13 protein-coding genes are annotated in these 14,897 nt (G+C 62.9%); 4 read left to right on the plus strand and 9 right to left on the minus strand.

Annotated elements, in window-relative coordinates; translation table 11 throughout:
- The first annotated feature begins 41 nt into the window (after positions 1-41).
- On the plus strand, positions 42-2,120 hold the full coding sequence (locus AC1Q6C_RS02940) for a dipeptidase (protein WP_230358986.1): 2,079 nt from the start codon (positions 42-44) through the stop codon (positions 2,118-2,120).
- Between the two features lie 74 nt (positions 2,121-2,194).
- Positions 2,195-2,857, plus strand: coding sequence for a DUF3239 domain-containing protein (locus tag AC1Q6C_RS02945; protein ID WP_007733514.1), 663 nt, complete (start codon positions 2,195-2,197; stop codon positions 2,855-2,857).
- 9 nt (positions 2,858-2,866) lie between these two features.
- Here the strand turns inward: AC1Q6C_RS02945 and AC1Q6C_RS02950 are convergent, their stop codons facing one another.
- Genes AC1Q6C_RS02950 through AC1Q6C_RS02975 form a run of 6 tightly spaced genes read right to left on the minus strand, consistent with a single transcriptional unit; the run spans position 2,867 to position 9,236 of the window.
- Positions 2,867-3,853 (minus strand): LLM class F420-dependent oxidoreductase, encoded by a 987-nt coding sequence (locus AC1Q6C_RS02950; protein ID WP_050654730.1) that lies wholly within the window; start codon positions 3,851-3,853, stop codon positions 2,867-2,869.
- A 13-nt stretch (positions 3,854-3,866) separates the two neighbouring features.
- A complete protein-coding gene (locus tag AC1Q6C_RS02955; protein WP_042451237.1) occupies positions 3,867-5,099 on the minus strand; it encodes an MFS transporter in 1,233 nt (410 codons plus the stop codon).
- Entirely contained in the window at positions 5,096-6,442 is a 1,347-nt protein-coding gene (locus AC1Q6C_RS02960; protein ID WP_007733520.1) for an LLM class flavin-dependent oxidoreductase, read from the minus strand. The genes AC1Q6C_RS02955 and AC1Q6C_RS02960 overlap by 4 nt, the downstream gene beginning before the upstream one ends.
- Before the next feature lie 31 nt (positions 6,443-6,473).
- Positions 6,474-7,346: an ABC transporter permease gene (locus tag AC1Q6C_RS02965; protein WP_007733521.1), complete on the minus strand. Its 873-nt coding sequence runs from the start codon at positions 7,344-7,346 to the stop codon at positions 6,474-6,476.
- The gene (locus AC1Q6C_RS02970) at positions 7,339-8,160 is read right to left on the minus strand and encodes an ABC transporter ATP-binding protein (protein WP_003940477.1); all 822 of its coding nucleotides are present in this window, start codon (positions 8,158-8,160) and stop codon (positions 7,339-7,341) included. Before AC1Q6C_RS02970 ends, AC1Q6C_RS02965 begins: the two co-directional genes overlap by 8 nt.
- Positions 8,157-9,236 carry an ABC transporter substrate-binding protein gene (locus tag AC1Q6C_RS02975; RefSeq protein ID WP_492666360.1) on the minus strand — a complete coding sequence of 360 codons (1,080 nt, stop codon included), beginning with the start codon at positions 9,234-9,236 and terminating at the stop codon, positions 8,157-8,159. Before AC1Q6C_RS02975 ends, AC1Q6C_RS02970 begins: the two co-directional genes overlap by 4 nt.
- A 277-nt stretch (positions 9,237-9,513) precedes the next feature.
- Here AC1Q6C_RS02975 and AC1Q6C_RS02980 point away from each other — a divergent pair, with 277 nt between their 5' ends.
- Positions 9,514-10,476: a sigma-70 family RNA polymerase sigma factor gene (locus AC1Q6C_RS02980; RefSeq protein WP_030535346.1), complete on the plus strand. Its 963-nt coding sequence runs from the start codon at positions 9,514-9,516 to the stop codon at positions 10,474-10,476.
- On the opposite strand, the gene AC1Q6C_RS02985 is transcribed toward AC1Q6C_RS02980, so the two are convergent.
- Positions 10,452-12,173, minus strand: coding sequence for an FUSC family protein (locus AC1Q6C_RS02985; protein WP_047271187.1), 1,722 nt, complete (start codon positions 12,171-12,173; stop codon positions 10,452-10,454). The two genes, AC1Q6C_RS02980 and AC1Q6C_RS02985, sit on opposite strands and share 25 nt — an antisense overlap.
- A 187-nt stretch (positions 12,174-12,360) precedes the next feature.
- On the opposite strand from AC1Q6C_RS02985, the gene AC1Q6C_RS02990 reads away from it, so the two are divergent.
- The gene (locus AC1Q6C_RS02990) at positions 12,361-13,539 is read left to right on the plus strand and encodes an acyl-CoA dehydrogenase family protein (protein WP_064114449.1); all 1,179 of its coding nucleotides are present in this window, start codon (positions 12,361-12,363) and stop codon (positions 13,537-13,539) included.
- Between the two features lie 4 nt (positions 13,540-13,543).
- Here AC1Q6C_RS02990 and AC1Q6C_RS02995 read toward each other — a convergent pair whose 3' ends face one another.
- Together AC1Q6C_RS02995 and AC1Q6C_RS03000 are read right to left on the minus strand one after the other, a co-directional pair.
- Positions 13,544-14,170: a TetR/AcrR family transcriptional regulator gene (locus AC1Q6C_RS02995; protein ID WP_064114448.1), complete on the minus strand. Its 627-nt coding sequence runs from the start codon at positions 14,168-14,170 to the stop codon at positions 13,544-13,546.
- Positions 14,167-14,823: a TetR/AcrR family transcriptional regulator gene (locus tag AC1Q6C_RS03000; protein ID WP_007733534.1), complete on the minus strand. Its 657-nt coding sequence runs from the start codon at positions 14,821-14,823 to the stop codon at positions 14,167-14,169. Before AC1Q6C_RS03000 ends, AC1Q6C_RS02995 begins: the two co-directional genes overlap by 4 nt.
- Positions 14,824-14,897 lie beyond the last annotated feature (74 nt).

Consider the following 14,897-nt stretch of genomic DNA (forward strand, 5'->3'; position numbering starts at 1 on the left):
CCTGTCACAGTCGTGTCCATCGGCCGGGGGTCACCAGCACCATGCGCTCAGTTCCACGTCTACGGGGTCGGCTCGCCGGAACCATCTCGCTGCTGACTGCCGCCGTCGTCGTCGCCACGACCGGCGTCAGCGCCGCGGCACCGAGTCCTGCTCCTACTGCGCAGAACTCGGTGTACGCACTTGCGAACGGTTGCTTCGCGCTGCGCACCGAGTCTGGTGATTTCGTCCGTCGTGACGGATCGGCGTACCTCACCGACGTAACGAAAGCCGCAGACGCCGAACCGTTCCGGCTACATGCGGCCCAGTTGGGTCGTTTCATGCTGTACGGCCCGGACGGGTCGATGCTCTCGCACGACGGCGCAGACTCGGTGCTCGCCACTTCCGAAGCAACTCCGTCCACCGACTGGACCGTGATGTCCACTGGCGAGTCCTTCGTTCTGACAGCGACCTCGAACGGCCGACAACTGATCTCGCGAGATTTGATGCTCACGATGTCCGATCCCGGTGACGTTCCCGACTCTGCGTTCACGCTGATCCCGCGCGACGGCTGCGCCGACTTCCCCGAAGCGGAGGTGGGCGCAAACGGCGTTCCGGGAGAAATCGGACCGAACGGTGAAGTCACCGGATTCATCGACACACACGTGCACATGAATGCTTCCGAGTTCATGGGCGGAAACCTGCACTGCGGCCGACCTTTCGATCCTCAGGGCGTCACCGCAGCGCTCGTCGACTGCCCGGACCATCAACCCGACGGGATACCGGCGCTCCTCGAAAACGTTCTGTCGTACGGCAATCCCTTCGAAACTCACGACACCACCGGCTGGCCGAGTTTCACCGACTGGCCGGCGCACGATTCACTGACACACGAGCAGACGTACTACAAGTGGGTCGAGCGGGCCTGGCGTGGCGGTCTGCGAATCTTCACCAACCTCTTTGTCGCCAACCGTGTCCTGTGCGAGCTGTATCCGAGTAAACGAAATCCCTGTGACGAGATGGAGACCGTCCGGATCCAGGCGCAGCAGACACGCGAACTCCAGGACTACATCGACGCCCAGTACGGCGGTCCCGGCCGGGGTTGGTTCCGCATCGTGAGCTCCCCTGAACAGGCCAGGCAGGTGGCCGCCGACGGAAAGCTGGCCGTCACCCTCGGGGTGGAGGTGTCCGAACCCTTCGGTTGCTCTGTGCGCAACGGTATTCCGCAGTGCACCGAGGACGACATCGACCGCGGCCTGGACGAGTTGTACGACCTCGGTGTCCGGCAGATGATCGTCACGCACAAGTTCGACAACGCCCTCGGCGGTGCCCGTTTCGACGGCGGCGTCACCGGAGTGGCCGTCAACATCGGCAACTACCTGGGCACCGGGGAGTTCTGGCAGTCGGAACCATGCACCGGCGTTGCCGAGGACAATGTGCTGCCCACCAAGGTCGACGGCGCACAGAATCTTCTCGCGGTACTCCCACCCGGAGTGACGCTTCCGGTGTACCCCTCTGGTCCGCAATGCAATTCGCACGGCCTGACCGACCTCGGCGCGTACACGATCCGAGGTTTGATGGACCGAGGGATGATCGTGGACATCGATCACATGAGCGTCAAGACCGCCGAAGCGGCTCTCGATATTCTCGAAGCTGCGAACTACTCCGGCGTCGTTTCCAGTCACAGCTGGAGCGACCCGAGCCTGTACAAGCGGATCTACGCACTCGGCGGATTTGTCGCCCTGTACGCCGGACAACTCGACGCATCGGACGAAAAGCCCGAAGAGCGTGGGTTCATCGACCAGTGGCGGGACGCACGGGCGATGCGAAGCGAGAACTACTACTTCGGTTTCGGCTACGGCGCCGACACCAACGGCTTCGGGCCGCAGGCCGCACCGCGCGGCGACGCCGCAGAAAATCCGCTGCAATATCCGTACACCGCCTTCGACGGCACGGTCATGGACCAGCAGCGCGCCGGCACCCGGGTTTTCGACGTGAACACCGACGGCGTGGCGCAGTACGGGATGATTCCCGACTGGATCGCGGACATGCGCATCGCTGCGGGAGCCGACGGCGACACCATCATCGAGGACATGAGCCGCGGCGCCGAGGCTTACCTGCAGATGTGGGAGCGCGCGCGAAACTAGCTACGCTGGTGGACGGCTCCCGGGCGATCGGGGGCCGGTCCTAGATCGTCCGGCACCACCCGAAGGAATTTTTCGTGGCTGACTTCCAGTTCACCGTCGACAAGGCTCATGCCAAGTCGGTCAACGACACACTGGCCGATGTACGCCGCCTGCAGATTTCTGCGGTGATCTTCGCGATCGTCCTCGCCGCGGTCGGGGCCTGGTTGATCAGCATGGGTGAGGTGTGGTCCATCATCATCGGCGCAGTCCTCGCCATCGGTGCGGCCAGTTCCCTGTGGGTTGCCGTGTGGGCACCTCGCAAGGTGGGAAGCGTCGAATCTCTGTATGCGGACAACCCACTGGTTCCCGCGATCGTCACCGAGGTTCACCCTCGAGCGGCGACCTTGACGGCGTTGATCGACATCGCGAAGCCTGCGGCCGGAGCACCGCAGTACGCGCTCGTCAGCCGCAACGTTCGACTCAATCCGAAGTGGCGAGTCGGCGACCGCATTCCGTCGGTCGCACTGCGTTCGGATCGTTCCACCCGCAGCAAGGCTGACACGTGGCAGATGGTCAGTCCCATGCCGATCGAGTGGGGGACCAAGGACTCGGCAGTGCTGGCACGCGCGATCGCTGCTGTCAGTGCGAGCGAGTGGAACTTCCTGCAGAGCCGGATTCCCGATTCCGAAGAAGTTCGCACCCACCCCGATCGCCGGGTTCTGATCAACCCGGCCGATCTTCCTGACTCGCTGCGCTAGCCCCAACGGTTACGCGAGCGCGGGCAGCACTTCCTTCTCGAACATCTCGATTCCCGACGTGTCGTACGCGGCCTCGGGGAAGTAGAAGATTCCGTACTCGAGTCCCTGCGCCTCGAGCGCCGACAGGTTCTCGATGATCTGCTCGGGCGTACCCACGGCGGGCATTCCGCGGAACGCATCGAGCGACGCATCGGCGGCAGCTTCGCCGACCAACGGCGTCAGTCGGGCCTTCAGTGTCTCCAACCGCTGAGCCACCTCGGATTCCGTCGCGCCGATGGCCACGTTGTAGTTGGCCGAACGGACGATGGCGTCGAAATCGGTACCGACGGTGTCGCAGTGCTTCTTCAGGATCTCGGACTTGTGCGCGAAGCCGGCCGGGGTGCCGTCGAAGTTCGTGTACTGCGCGTACTTGGCCGCGATCTTGAGTGTGACCTTCTCGCCGCCACCGGCAACCCAGATGGGAATTCCGCCCTCTTGCAACGGAAGTGGACGGCACAGCGCTCCGTCGACCTGGTAGTACTTGCCGTCGAGCGTCGAACTGCCGGTCGACCACGCCTGCTGCATGATCTGGATTCCTTCGTCGAGGCGGCCCAGACGCTCACCGGCAGAGGGGAAACCGTAGCCGTATGCGCGCCACTCCTGCTCGTACCAACCGCCGCCGATGCCCATCTCGACGCGTCCACCCGTGATGAGATCGGTGGTCGCGGCGACCTTGGCGAGGTACGCCGGGTTTCGGTAACTCATGGCGGTACACATCTGGCCCAGTCGGATACGCGAGGTCGACGCACCGAGTGCGGCCATCAACGTCCACGCCTCGTGAGTCGCTTCTTCCGTCGGCTGGGGAACGGTGTGGAAGTGGTCGTAGACCCACACCGACTCCCACGGCCCTGCCTCCGCGCGCAGCGTGAAGTCTCGCATCACCTCCCACTGCTTCGCGGGGTCGATGCCGACCAGGTCCAGACGCCAGCCTTGAGGTACGAACAGTCCGAATCGCATGTAGCGAGCCTACCTACAGTTTCCCGACGCGCGACCGGGGTGACACCCGCGGAGAGTAGACCGGAATGAAGCGGAACATCATCGCCGCGCCGGCGAACGACGTCGCGCCCAGAGCGGCGAATGCCCACCCGAGTGGGAGCACCGCGGCGAGTAGACCGATCGCGAGCGGCCCACCGAACATGCCGGTGTCGTGAGTCAATCGCCATGCAGCGAGGAACTCGGCGCGTTCTTCGGGCGGGGCGATATCGGCACCGAGGGTCATGATCACGCCGTTGCCCAGCCCGTTGCCGATCCCCATCACGACAGCGACCACGGTCAATCCCACTGCACCCGTCGAGAACGGCAACAGTAGGTACGACACACCGATCACCGTCAGCGAAGGCACCGCGACCAGCCTGCGGCCGTATCGGTCCATGATGTGTCCGGCCGGGTACGAGCACAGCAGGTCCACGGCCGCACCGATACCGAAGATCACACTCACCTGGGCTGCATCCAATCCGAGGTGCAATGCCCACAATGGAAGAACGGCCTCACGCGAAGCGCGGGCGGCGCCCATCAGAAGGGAGCCTGTCCCGAGCGTCGACAGAGCGGCACGATGACGGCGAAGGATCTCCGGGAGCGTAACGTGTCCGTGATCGCTGTTGCCTGCCTGCACCTTTCGTGGCGGGTCGGGAACGCGGGCCATCAGCGCCCCGGCGAGCACGACGCCCACCAACTGGACAAGGAATCCTCCGCGCGCTCCCACCAGGAGAATCACGCCGGCCCCGATAAGCGGTCCCAGGAAGAAACCCAACCGCCACATCGCAGCGAACGACGACATTGCTCGGGCCCGTAGACCGAGTGGCACGGTCTCGGCGAGGTAGCTCTGCCGCGCAAGGCCCCACACCGCATTCGCCAATCCGGTCAACAGTGCGCCGATACCGAGCATCCACGGAGTCTGTGCAAGGAGACAGATCACCACTCCTGTTGCACCCAAGGAACTTCCGCCGATGATCGACCTGCGCTCACCGAAACGCGACACGATCCTGCCGGCGGGGAGGTCACCGAGTACGGCGCCCAAACCACCGAGTGCAACGATCAGGCCGGCGACGGCAACCGAGGCACCCAGGTCGCGCGCGGTGACGGCCATGATGGGGGCAGCCGCACCCTGACCGATCCCGAAGATGGCCGCCGGTACGAAAACCGTTGTGACCAGTGGCTTGAGACCGGCAATCGCCGGCTGTTCCTTGGGCAGTGTTTCCGTCACGCGCTCACTTCTGCCGCGTCAGCGGCCCGCGAGAACCGATTCGCCGGACGATCGAGGCCGTAGTGACCCCGCAGGGTGGATTCCGTGTATTCGGTCCGGAAGAGCCCACGCGCCTGCAGAATCGGCACGACCCGGTCGACGAACACCTCGAGCCCTCCGGGCAGATAGGGCGGCATGATGTTGAAGCCGTCCGCGGCGCCCTTGTCGAACCATTCGGTCAACTCGTCCGCGACCTGCTCCGGTGTCCCGGCAAATGTCCGATGCCCACGGCCACCGCCGAGTTTGCCGATCAGTTCACGGACGGTGAGGTTTTCGCTCTCCGCAAGGTCTTTGACGAGCTGGTATCGACTCTTGTTTCCTTGGATGCGATCGATGTCCGGCAACGGGGGCAACGGGGCATCCAGCGAATGCTCGGTGAGGTCGACGCCCACCATGTTCGAGAGTTGGCGCAGCGAGTACTCAGGTGAGATGAGATCCGTGAACGACTGCTCCAGTGCCTTGGCTTCTTCTTCCGTATCCGCGATGAAGGGAACGATGCCTGGCAGCACCTTGATCTCGTCGGGACTACGCCCGTACTTGATCAGCCGCGCTTTGAGGTCGGTGTAGAAATCCTGCCCCTGCTCGAGTGTTCGTTGAGCGGTGAACACGGCCTCGGCATACTTCGCCGCGAAGTCCTTACCGCTCTCGGAGGAACCGGCTTGCACGAGCAACGGACGTCCCTGTGGAGACCTCGGCGAATTGAGCGGGCCAGCCACCGTGAATCGTTGACCGTCATGGTCGATGCGATGGACACGATCAGGATCGGCGAAGATTCCGGTCTCTTCGTCCAGGACAACTGCCCCCTCTTCCCAGCTGTCCCAGAGTCCGAGCGTCACGTCGAGAAACTCCTCGGCGCGCTCGTAACGACCGCTGTGCGTCGGTACCGCATCGAGGCCGAAGTTCGCGGCCTCGTCGGCGCCGGCCGACGTCACGATGTTCCACCCGCCTCGTCCACCACTGATGTGATCGAGGGAAGCGAACTTCCTTGCGAGAGTGTACGGATCGCTGTAACTGGTCGACGCGGTTGCAATCAGTCCCACCTTGTCGGTGGCCGCAGCGATCGCCGACAGCAAGGTGACGGGTTCGAAGATCGCCTGGGTGTTGTACTTGACCCGCGGGCCGACTGCTAGACCGTCGGCGAAGAACACCGAGTCCAGCTTTCCACGCTCGGCGATTCTCCCCAATTCCTGGAAGTGCTTGACGTCCAGGAGGTTGGCCGCGTTTGTGCGTGGGTGGCGCCACGCCGCCTCATGATGGCCGACGCCCATCAGGAAGGCGTTCAGATGAAATTGTCGTTCGGACATGAGTTCGCAGAATCTTTCCGTGAATGTGTGGTCAGGTGGTGACGCGCCAGCGCGAGAGCCGACGTTCGATCAGGACCAGAATCGCGTTGATTGTCAGACCCAACAACGAGATCGCGACGATGCCCGCGTACATGTTCGGGATCTGGAAGTTGAGTTGTGAAGCGGTGATCAGATACCCGAGACCGGCTTTGGCCCCGACCATTTCGGCGGCGATCAGCACGAGAATCGACGACGCGGCTGCCATGCGGATACCCGTGAAGATCGTGGGAACGGCGGCGGGCAGAACCACCTTCTGAAACAGCCGAATCGAGGAGAACCCCAGCGAGGCAGCGGACTTGATCAGCAGCGGATCGACCGTGCGCACACCCGAAATGGTGTTGAGCAGGATCGGGAAGGTGCAGGCGTAGATCACCAGGGCGATCTTCGATTCCTCACCGATTCCGAGAATCAGCACGAAGACGGGAAGCAGCGCCAAGGCTGCTGTGTTGCGGAACAATTCGAGAATCGGGTTGAGGAAGTCGGAGACCGGGCGGTACCAGGCGATCGCGATTCCCAACGGAATCGCGATCGCGATGGCCACGAAGAAGCCGGTCAGCGCACGCGTCAGACTGGCCGAAACATGCTCTTGCAATTGTCCGTTCTCGGCGAGAGTGAAGAATGCGGACACAACTTCGGTGAAGGGTGGGAGGAAGACCTTGTCCACCAGCCCGAGCCGAGGTGCCGCTTCCCAGATCCCGAGGAAGATCGCGATCGCAATCGACGGCTTGGCAATCCGCCAGGCTGTGGAACGAATGTAGCGCGCCGCCTTGCCGCCGGCCTGGCTCCGCTGCGCAATGTCAGGTGTTTTGTCGGCCAACGGTTTCGGGGTGGCGACCACCTCCGGCGTCGCCAATGCGCTAGACATGTGCAACCTCCTTGGCAGGATCGAGTTCGCCGGCCCGAGCGCGCTCGACTTCACCGTGCAGCAGCGTCCAGATCCGGTGCCGGAACACTCGGAACTCCTCACCTGATCGCACGTCGTCGCCGGACCGGTCGATGTCGATGTCGACGATCGTCTTGACGCGCCCCGGCCGCGAAGTCAGTACTGCAACACGTTGCCCGAGGTAGATGGCCTCGTCGATTCCGTGGGTGATGAACAAGATGGTCTTGCCGGTGGCCTTCCAGATGCGCAGAAGCTCGTCCTGCAGCGACTCTCGCGTCTGTGCGTCCAGCGCAGCAAATGGTTCGTCCATCAGCAACACTTCGGGGTCGAATGCCAGGCTGCGGGCGATCGCGACTCGCTGCTTCATTCCACCGGACAACTCGTGCGGATAGCGATCCGCGAAACCTTGCAGACCGACCAGTTCGAGGTAATGCTCGGCGAGCTCGCGTCGCTCGCTCTTCTTCACGCCCTTCGCTTCGAGTCCGAACTCGATGTTGTGACGTGCAGTTCGCCATGGAAGTAGCGCGTATTGCTGGAAGACGATTCCCCGATCCAAGCCTGGGCCCGTGATCTGCTTGCCGTCCAGAAGGATTCGACCGGAAGTGGGCGAACTGAGTCCTCCGAGGAGGTCCAGCAGAGTCGACTTGCCGCAACCACTCGGCCCGACGAGGACCAGGAACTCCCCCGGCGCCACGTCGATGTTGATGTCCTCGACCGCGGTGAAAACTTCGTCGGTCCCACGAATGTCGAACTGTTTGGTGACGTGCTCGAGCCGTAGTTTCGGTTCTGTGCTCATTTTGCTGCCTCCAGTGCCTGTCCGTCAGCGCCGCTGTCGGGTGAATACGTTCCGTTGGCGTACGGGTTGAATTCGTTGGTGTAGATGTCCGACGGCTTCAACTTTCCTTCTTCGAGTTCGCCGTTACGGGTGAGCCAGTCGATCCACGTGCTGATCTCGGTATCGGTGATCGTTCCGCCGGGGCCGGCGACTCCTGGGCTCTTCCAGTAGCTGATGAGCTTGGTGTCCTCGTTGCGTCCGCGGCTGTTGATGATCGACGTCAGCTTCGCGACCACTTCTTCTCGTGGGTGTGTCTGCGTCCAGCGGATGGCCCTCGCTGTTCCCTGCACGAAATCGGCGACCGCCTCCTTGTTCTGCGCGATGTAGTCGTCACGGAACACCAACGTGCCGTAGGTGAACGAGCCGAACAACGATTCGTCCGTGAACAGCTCGCGAAGGCCACCACGTTCGAGCGCGGAGTCACGGAAGACCGAGCCGAGGGTGGCGACGTCGATCTGTCCCTGCCGCAACGCTTGTTCCGTGTTGACCGGCGGAACCACGATCAGTTCCACCTGCTTGATCTCGTCCGGTGTAAGCCCCTCCCGCGCAAGCCATTCACGCACGACGAACTCGTGGTGCGCACCGAGGGTGTTCATCCCGACCTTCTTGCCGATCAGGTCCTTCGCCGATTTGATCGGACTGTCGTCGAGAACGTAGTACCCGTTGAAGCTCTCCTTGTCGGAGCCGTAGTACCCGATGACCGAGGTGATCGGTGAACCCGCGGAAGCCAACTTCACCACCGCCCCGTTGAACGCTCCGCCGAACTCGGTTTGACCGGTCGCTGCGTTCTGAATGCTCTGAGGGCCGCTGGTCGTATCGCCGATCCAGTTGAGCTCCACGTCGTTGAAGTAGCCGAGGTCAGCGGCCAGTTCGGGGTAGATGACCTGTCCGGTGCTGCCCTCGTACCGCAGGACGGTCTTGCCGTCGGCGGTCTTGACCACTTCGTCGGAGGAGCCCGAGCAGGCAACGGCAAAACTGGACACAGTGACAAGAGCGACGACCGCGGCTACCGAGCGCGCGAAACGAGGGCGAATCATGAAGTTGCTTCCTGTAGAAGATGATTGGTTCAGTTCTCGGCTACACCTGTCCGGAGCGCCGTGTGCGGCGCTCGGCACAGGCAGGTGTGGGGAATGTCAGTTCAACGACAACAGTTGAGCGACATGAGCGGGAAAGACCGAAACACGTGAGACTCCAATGAATGTGCAGACAGGATCGAGCCGTGAGCAGTGCCGAAACCATACGTCGGCACCCACTACCTGGGTCAACGGTTACATTCATGCCGGATTTAATGTGTGAGGTCCGTATCATGAGGGCATGCTTTCGCCGACGACTGCGCAGGACTTCGAGCAACACCGTGGCCACCTGACGTCGGTGGCCTACCGTCTCACCGGAAGTTTCAGCGACGCTCAGGATGCGGTGCAGGAGGCATGGATACGCTTGCAAGTCGCACAATCGAGACAAGGAAGCGACCTCGAGATCCGCGAGCTGCGCGGATGGCTCACCACTGTTGTCGGTCGGATCTGCCTCGATCATCTCAAATCGGCCGCGGTCAGAAGAGAAAGCTATGTCGGACAGTGGCTTCCGGAGCCGATCGTCACGCCCGTCGACGCCACCTCGGGCACACCCTCAGCGACACCCGATCCGCTGGAGTACGTCGTGACGCAGGAACAGAATCGTTTTGCTGCCCTCGTCGTCCTGGACACCCTTACTCCCGCTCAACGCGTTGCCTTCGTCCTGCATGACGGCTTCGACGTGCCCTTCGCCGAGGTTGCGCGCATCCTCGACATCGAAGTAGCCACTGCCCGTCAGTTGGCCTCGCGGGCCCGTAAAGCCGCAGCGTCGGCGCCGGTCCCGGTCAGTAGCGAGGAGCATGCTGCTGCCGTCGAGCGATTGGTGACGGCTATCGCGAGTGGAGATCTGAACGCCGTGATAGGTGCACTCGATCCCGATGCCGTCCTGATCGGTGACGCAGGCGGAACTACCCGCACGGCTGTCAACATTGTGCGCGGCAGCGATCGTGTCGCGCGGTTCTATCTGGGATTGGCCCGCAAGTACGGACCGGCAGCGGTGTTCTCGATGTCACCGGTTCTCGTCAACGGACAGCTCGGCGGTGTATTCGCCGGCTCACCGGGGGACGACCAGTACCCGCAGTTCGCCGCTCGCGTTGCCGGCTTCACTGTCCGCGACGGAGTTGTGTGCGCAGCCTACGACATTGCGAATCCAGCCAAGTTCAGCGCTGTGCCGATGCTCGATCACACCGAACCCGAACGCAAGTAGCGAGACTCCCATTCCTCGAGGTGTGATCTGGACACCTGCGTGCCGAACCACAGTCGGTGCAGTACATCCGATCCCAGATGATGCAATTCGGTGTGCGTCCTCCACTGCTGCGACGCCCACTCGGGTTCGTTGTGGGCGGCGTCGATCCCGGCCATCGCGCTACCTCGCAGTTCGAAGTCCAGGTCCCGACGAAGCTCCGAAAGCTCCGACCAATTCGCCTGTGGTGCATAGTGCCTCGCGCGAATTTCGGTCAGCAGCTTGAACAGGACGCTACCCGCCCGCTCGTCGACCCAGATCAGAGTGCGTCGATGCGCACCGCGCCCCACCGTCCACAGGACCACCAACGCCACGACGACGCCGATTGCCGTCTCGAGCATGCGGCTGAGGATCAGATGTCGGACGGTCCCGTGCGCACCACCGGCCGCGCCGAGGAGAATCGCGAGGGCGGTGATGAAGATGACGGCTATCCCGTAATTCCGCACCAGGAACAGCTCGATCCCCGCCATCAGGACTGCAAGTACCGCCACCAACCACAGACCGGTCGGACTCCAGGAGTAGATGGCACCCAACAGAATCAACCCGAGGACGGTCCCACCGATGCGGTGGATTCCGCGATAGGTGCCCAGTATTCGGTCCGGTCCTTGATGAAGGACCATCGCCGCGGCGATCACCGCCCAGTCCGGGCGATCGATGCCGAGCAGGACGGTGAGGGTTCCCGCCGCCATACAGGCAATGGACAGCCGAAGTGCCGTCACCGACGCTCGGCTGGACCGATTGCAGGCGCGGAGGAACCGATATCGGATCGTCGGGTCGGGCAGAGGCGGGTGAGCACCGACGTCGTCGACGTCGAACGCGGGGTCGGCCATGAGTTCCGGATCGTGGTCGTCGGAGATCGCCCTGGCCATCGAGATCTGCGCTCGTTCGAGTTCACGGGTCAACGGGTGGTCTTTCCCGACGATTGCGCCGCGGTAGAGGCACTGCCACGCGTCGTGCAGCCGAAGTGCTGCAGCGTGGCGTTTGTCTCGCGTGAGTTCGGGTGGGGCGTACGTCGCCTGAGCGTCCGTGTACTCCGCAACGGCCGAGACGGCTGCCTGTACAGCGCTGCGTTCGACAGCTCTCGGTGCCCACAGGATTCCCGTCATCGAGACGACCACCGCGCTGATCCCACCGATTGCCGTCCACATCGCGACCTCGACCGGCGGCTGACCGGGAGTGGCGATCACGGAACTGATCTCGGTGGTGAGCAACAGAAAGAACGCGCCCGGTGGACCCAATCGAAGCGCGTCGACGGTGAAGGCGCAGGTCGACACCACGACGGCCATGATCAGCACGACAAAGACCAGCAGCACCGTCGGCGCTCCCTCGGCGATGGCTCGGTGGACGGGCTCACCCACCGATGCCCCGACGAAGGACAGGATCGTCAGCGCCGTCGCAGCGATACCGACTGCCTTCCACCTGCTCCGGTACGGACGACCCTCACCGTAGATCGATGCAAATGCACCGAGGCCGACCAGGAGCGAAGCAGACCCGAATCCGAGCAGTGTGGCGATGGCCGCCGGAATCGCCAGGGCGAGGGCGACGCGCACCGCTCCGGGGTACCGGTTTCCCACCGGCGGCAATCCGAACAGGACGCTGCGCGCCGGCCGCGGAGCCGGGAGGTTGGACTCGTGACCCGCTGATGTTTCTTCGGGGTCCACTGCCCATCCTTCGCGCCGGCCTGTTCGTGTCTGTGTCGTCCCATTCTTGCGGGCGGCCGACGTGGAATTCGAGGCGGGTCCGGAGGTCGATTCGACCACCCCTTTATTGACACTATGTCAACAGTGTGGATGATAGGTGGAGTCGGATCCGCTCGCGGGTCGCACTTCATCGATCGGGAGAATCACGATGACGCAAGGATCTACCGCAACCCGGACCGCAGAACGACGGTCCCCGTGGATGGACGACGAATTGGAGGCCGTGGCCGACCTGGCAAGGAACTTCTTCGCCAAACACGTCACACCGCATCAGAAACGCTTCGCGTCCCAAGGTTTTCCCGACAAATCCGCATATCGAGAACTCGGGGCGCTCGGGCTCGCCGGCATGTCGATCCCCACCGAGTACGGCGGCGGAGGAGGAACTTTCGCGCACGACGCCGTGCTGTTCCACGAGCAGGTCATGGCGGGTGATCATTCACTCCAACTCGGCGTGCACTCGGGAATCGTGCCGCACTACCTCAATGCCTACGCCGATCACGAGCACAAACTGCGCTGGCTACCGAAGCTGGTGAGTGGCGAGTGGGTGGGCGCAATCGCCATGACCGAGCCCGGCACCGGATCCGACTTGCAGAACATCACCACCCGAGCCGTCCGCGACGGTGACGACTATCTGATCAGCGGCGCAAAGACCTTCATCTCCAACGGTCGCAACTGTGATCTGGTGATTATTGCCGCCAAGACCGATCCCAGCCTCGGAGCGCGTGGAGTGTCGCTCATCGTGGCCGAGGTCGATGACAACACACCGGGTTTCGAGCGCGGGCGAATACTCGAGAAGGTCGGACAGAAGGGCCAGGACACCACCGAGCTGTTGTTCGACCGGTTGCGGGTGCCTGCAACAAACCTGCTCGGGGACCGCGAAGGCACAGGGTTTGCCCAGCTGATGCAGCAGCTACTGCCCGAACGATTGATCTGCGGAGTTGCAGCCACTGCGGCAATGGAGCGTGCAGTCGCCCTCACCATCGAGTACACCAAATCCCGAAACATGTTCGGGCAAAAGCTCTTCGATCTGCAGAACACGCGCTTCGAACTTGCCGAGTGCGCGTCCATCGCTCGTATCTCACGAACGTTCATCGACGACTGCATCGTCAAATACCTTGCCGGGCAGCTCGATGCGACTACCGCCGCGATGGCCAAGTACTGGCTCACCGATCAGCAGTGCGCCGTGATCGACCGCTGCGTGCAACTACACGGCGGGTACGGCTACATACTCGAATATCCCATCGCTCAGATGTATGCCGACGCTCGTATTCAGCGAATCTACGCCGGATCGAACGAAGTCATGAAGGACCTCGTGGCGAGATCACTCTGAGCAATCAGGAATCCGCCTCGCACGCCGGCAGAACGTCACGCACGATGGCGAGCAAACTGCGTACCAGCAGAAGGTGCACCTGTTCGCGGTCGAGCGCTCCCGTCACCAACCACTGCTTACTGGCAGCCTTAGCCAAGCCTCCGTACGCCACGATCATCGAATGAACAGCAGCCGCGCTGCCTTCACTCGGTCGAATCTCGAGCGCATCCATCATGCGTCGCGCAGCAACGTCGTCAGCATCCTGCAGGATCCGATCCATCTCGGGATCACGGCGGAGGTCGTCGGACATGACTGTCGAGATCCACATGTCGCGATGACGCCAGGCGACGTCGAGCCACCGATCGATCACGGCGCCGATCCGCTTCTCCTGGCTCGCCGATCGCGGAATGCGGTCCACCGCCACTTCGGGAATGAAGACGAACCGCCGCACGACGTCGAGATACAACTCCCGCTTGGAGCCGAAGTAATGATTGAGCAGCGGACGACCGACCCCGGCCGCCTTGGCCAACTCGGTCATCGAGACGTCGGCAAAAGACTTCTCCTCGAAAACCTTTGCCGCGCTGACAATGATCTGCTCACGCCGGTCTTCGGGACCGAGACGCCTTCCGCCTGTGGCCGACGCGGACGTCATTCTTTTCTCGCGGGCGTGCTGTTGACCGTCGCCTGCGCCTCGACCATGAGCGAAATGTGCTCCACCAAACGCTTTCGAGAGATCTTGGAGGACGGGGTGTGCGCCTGATAGATGAACGCGAGGGCACCGAACAGCCCCACCGAATTGAGTTCGGAGTTCGCGGAGTCGGTTGCCTCGCCGCCGTACATCAGCTCGAGCGACGCGGAAATCGGATTCGTGAACTCCGCCATCAATTCTCGCCCTCGATCCCACAGCGCAGGTTCCGCCTGGGATTCGACGAACATGATGCGTCCACGTCGAGGATCTTTGAATACGTAGTTGGTGAAGGCCTTCACCACGTGGCGGATCAGGGCCGACGGTTCGGAAGGCGCCGCCTCGAGAGCGTCCAGAATAGTGTCACGCGCACCGAGAACGACCTCGTCGAGCACGGCGACCAGCAGTTCGTCACGGTTGGCGAAGCTCTCGTAGAAGTACCGTTCGGTCAGCGCGGCCTCGCGGCAGGTCGCACGCATGGTCGCGGCGGCCGCTCCCTCGGTGCCCATGATCTGCAACCCGGCTTCGATCAGCTGTGTCCGGCGCGCGGCGCGGCGATCTTCCGGTTCCTGCCCACGCCACCTGCGCGGGCCGGTGCGCCGAGCCTCGGTATCCGTCATGTCCCCATGTTCTCACTGACCGGCAGCGCTCTCGACCTCAGGTTATCGCGGCGACCTCCGCAAGCGAACTGACA

Source organism: Rhodococcus sp. MT28 (assembly GCF_058792695.1).

Bases quoted from the DNA above. Each gene is read 5' to 3' on its own strand.
- AC1Q6C_RS02990 (WP_064114449.1), top strand. From the start codon at position 12,361: ATGACGCAAGGATCTACCGCAACCCGGACCGCAGAACGACGGTCCCCG.
- AC1Q6C_RS02950 (WP_050654730.1), bottom strand. From the start codon at position 3,853: ATGCGATTCGGACTGTTCGTACCTCAAGGCTGGCGTCTGGACCTGGTC.
- AC1Q6C_RS02940 (WP_230358986.1), top strand. From the start codon at position 42: ATGCGCTCAGTTCCACGTCTACGGGGTCGGCTCGCCGGAACCATCTCG.
- AC1Q6C_RS02995 (WP_064114448.1), bottom strand. From the start codon at position 14,170: ATGACGTCCGCGTCGGCCACAGGCGGAAGGCGTCTCGGTCCCGAAGAC.
- AC1Q6C_RS02960 (WP_007733520.1), bottom strand. From the start codon at position 6,442: ATGTCCGAACGACAATTTCATCTGAACGCCTTCCTGATGGGCGTCGGC.
- AC1Q6C_RS02975 (WP_492666360.1), bottom strand. From the start codon at position 9,236: ATGATTCGCCCTCGTTTCGCGCGCTCGGTAGCCGCGGTCGTCGCTCTT.
- AC1Q6C_RS02970 (WP_003940477.1), bottom strand. From the start codon at position 8,160: ATGAGCACAGAACCGAAACTACGGCTCGAGCACGTCACCAAACAGTTC.
- AC1Q6C_RS03000 (WP_007733534.1), bottom strand. From the start codon at position 14,823: ATGACGGATACCGAGGCTCGGCGCACCGGCCCGCGCAGGTGGCGTGGG.
- AC1Q6C_RS02980 (WP_030535346.1), top strand. From the start codon at position 9,514: ATGCTTTCGCCGACGACTGCGCAGGACTTCGAGCAACACCGTGGCCAC.
- AC1Q6C_RS02965 (WP_007733521.1), bottom strand. From the start codon at position 7,346: ATGTCTAGCGCATTGGCGACGCCGGAGGTGGTCGCCACCCCGAAACCG.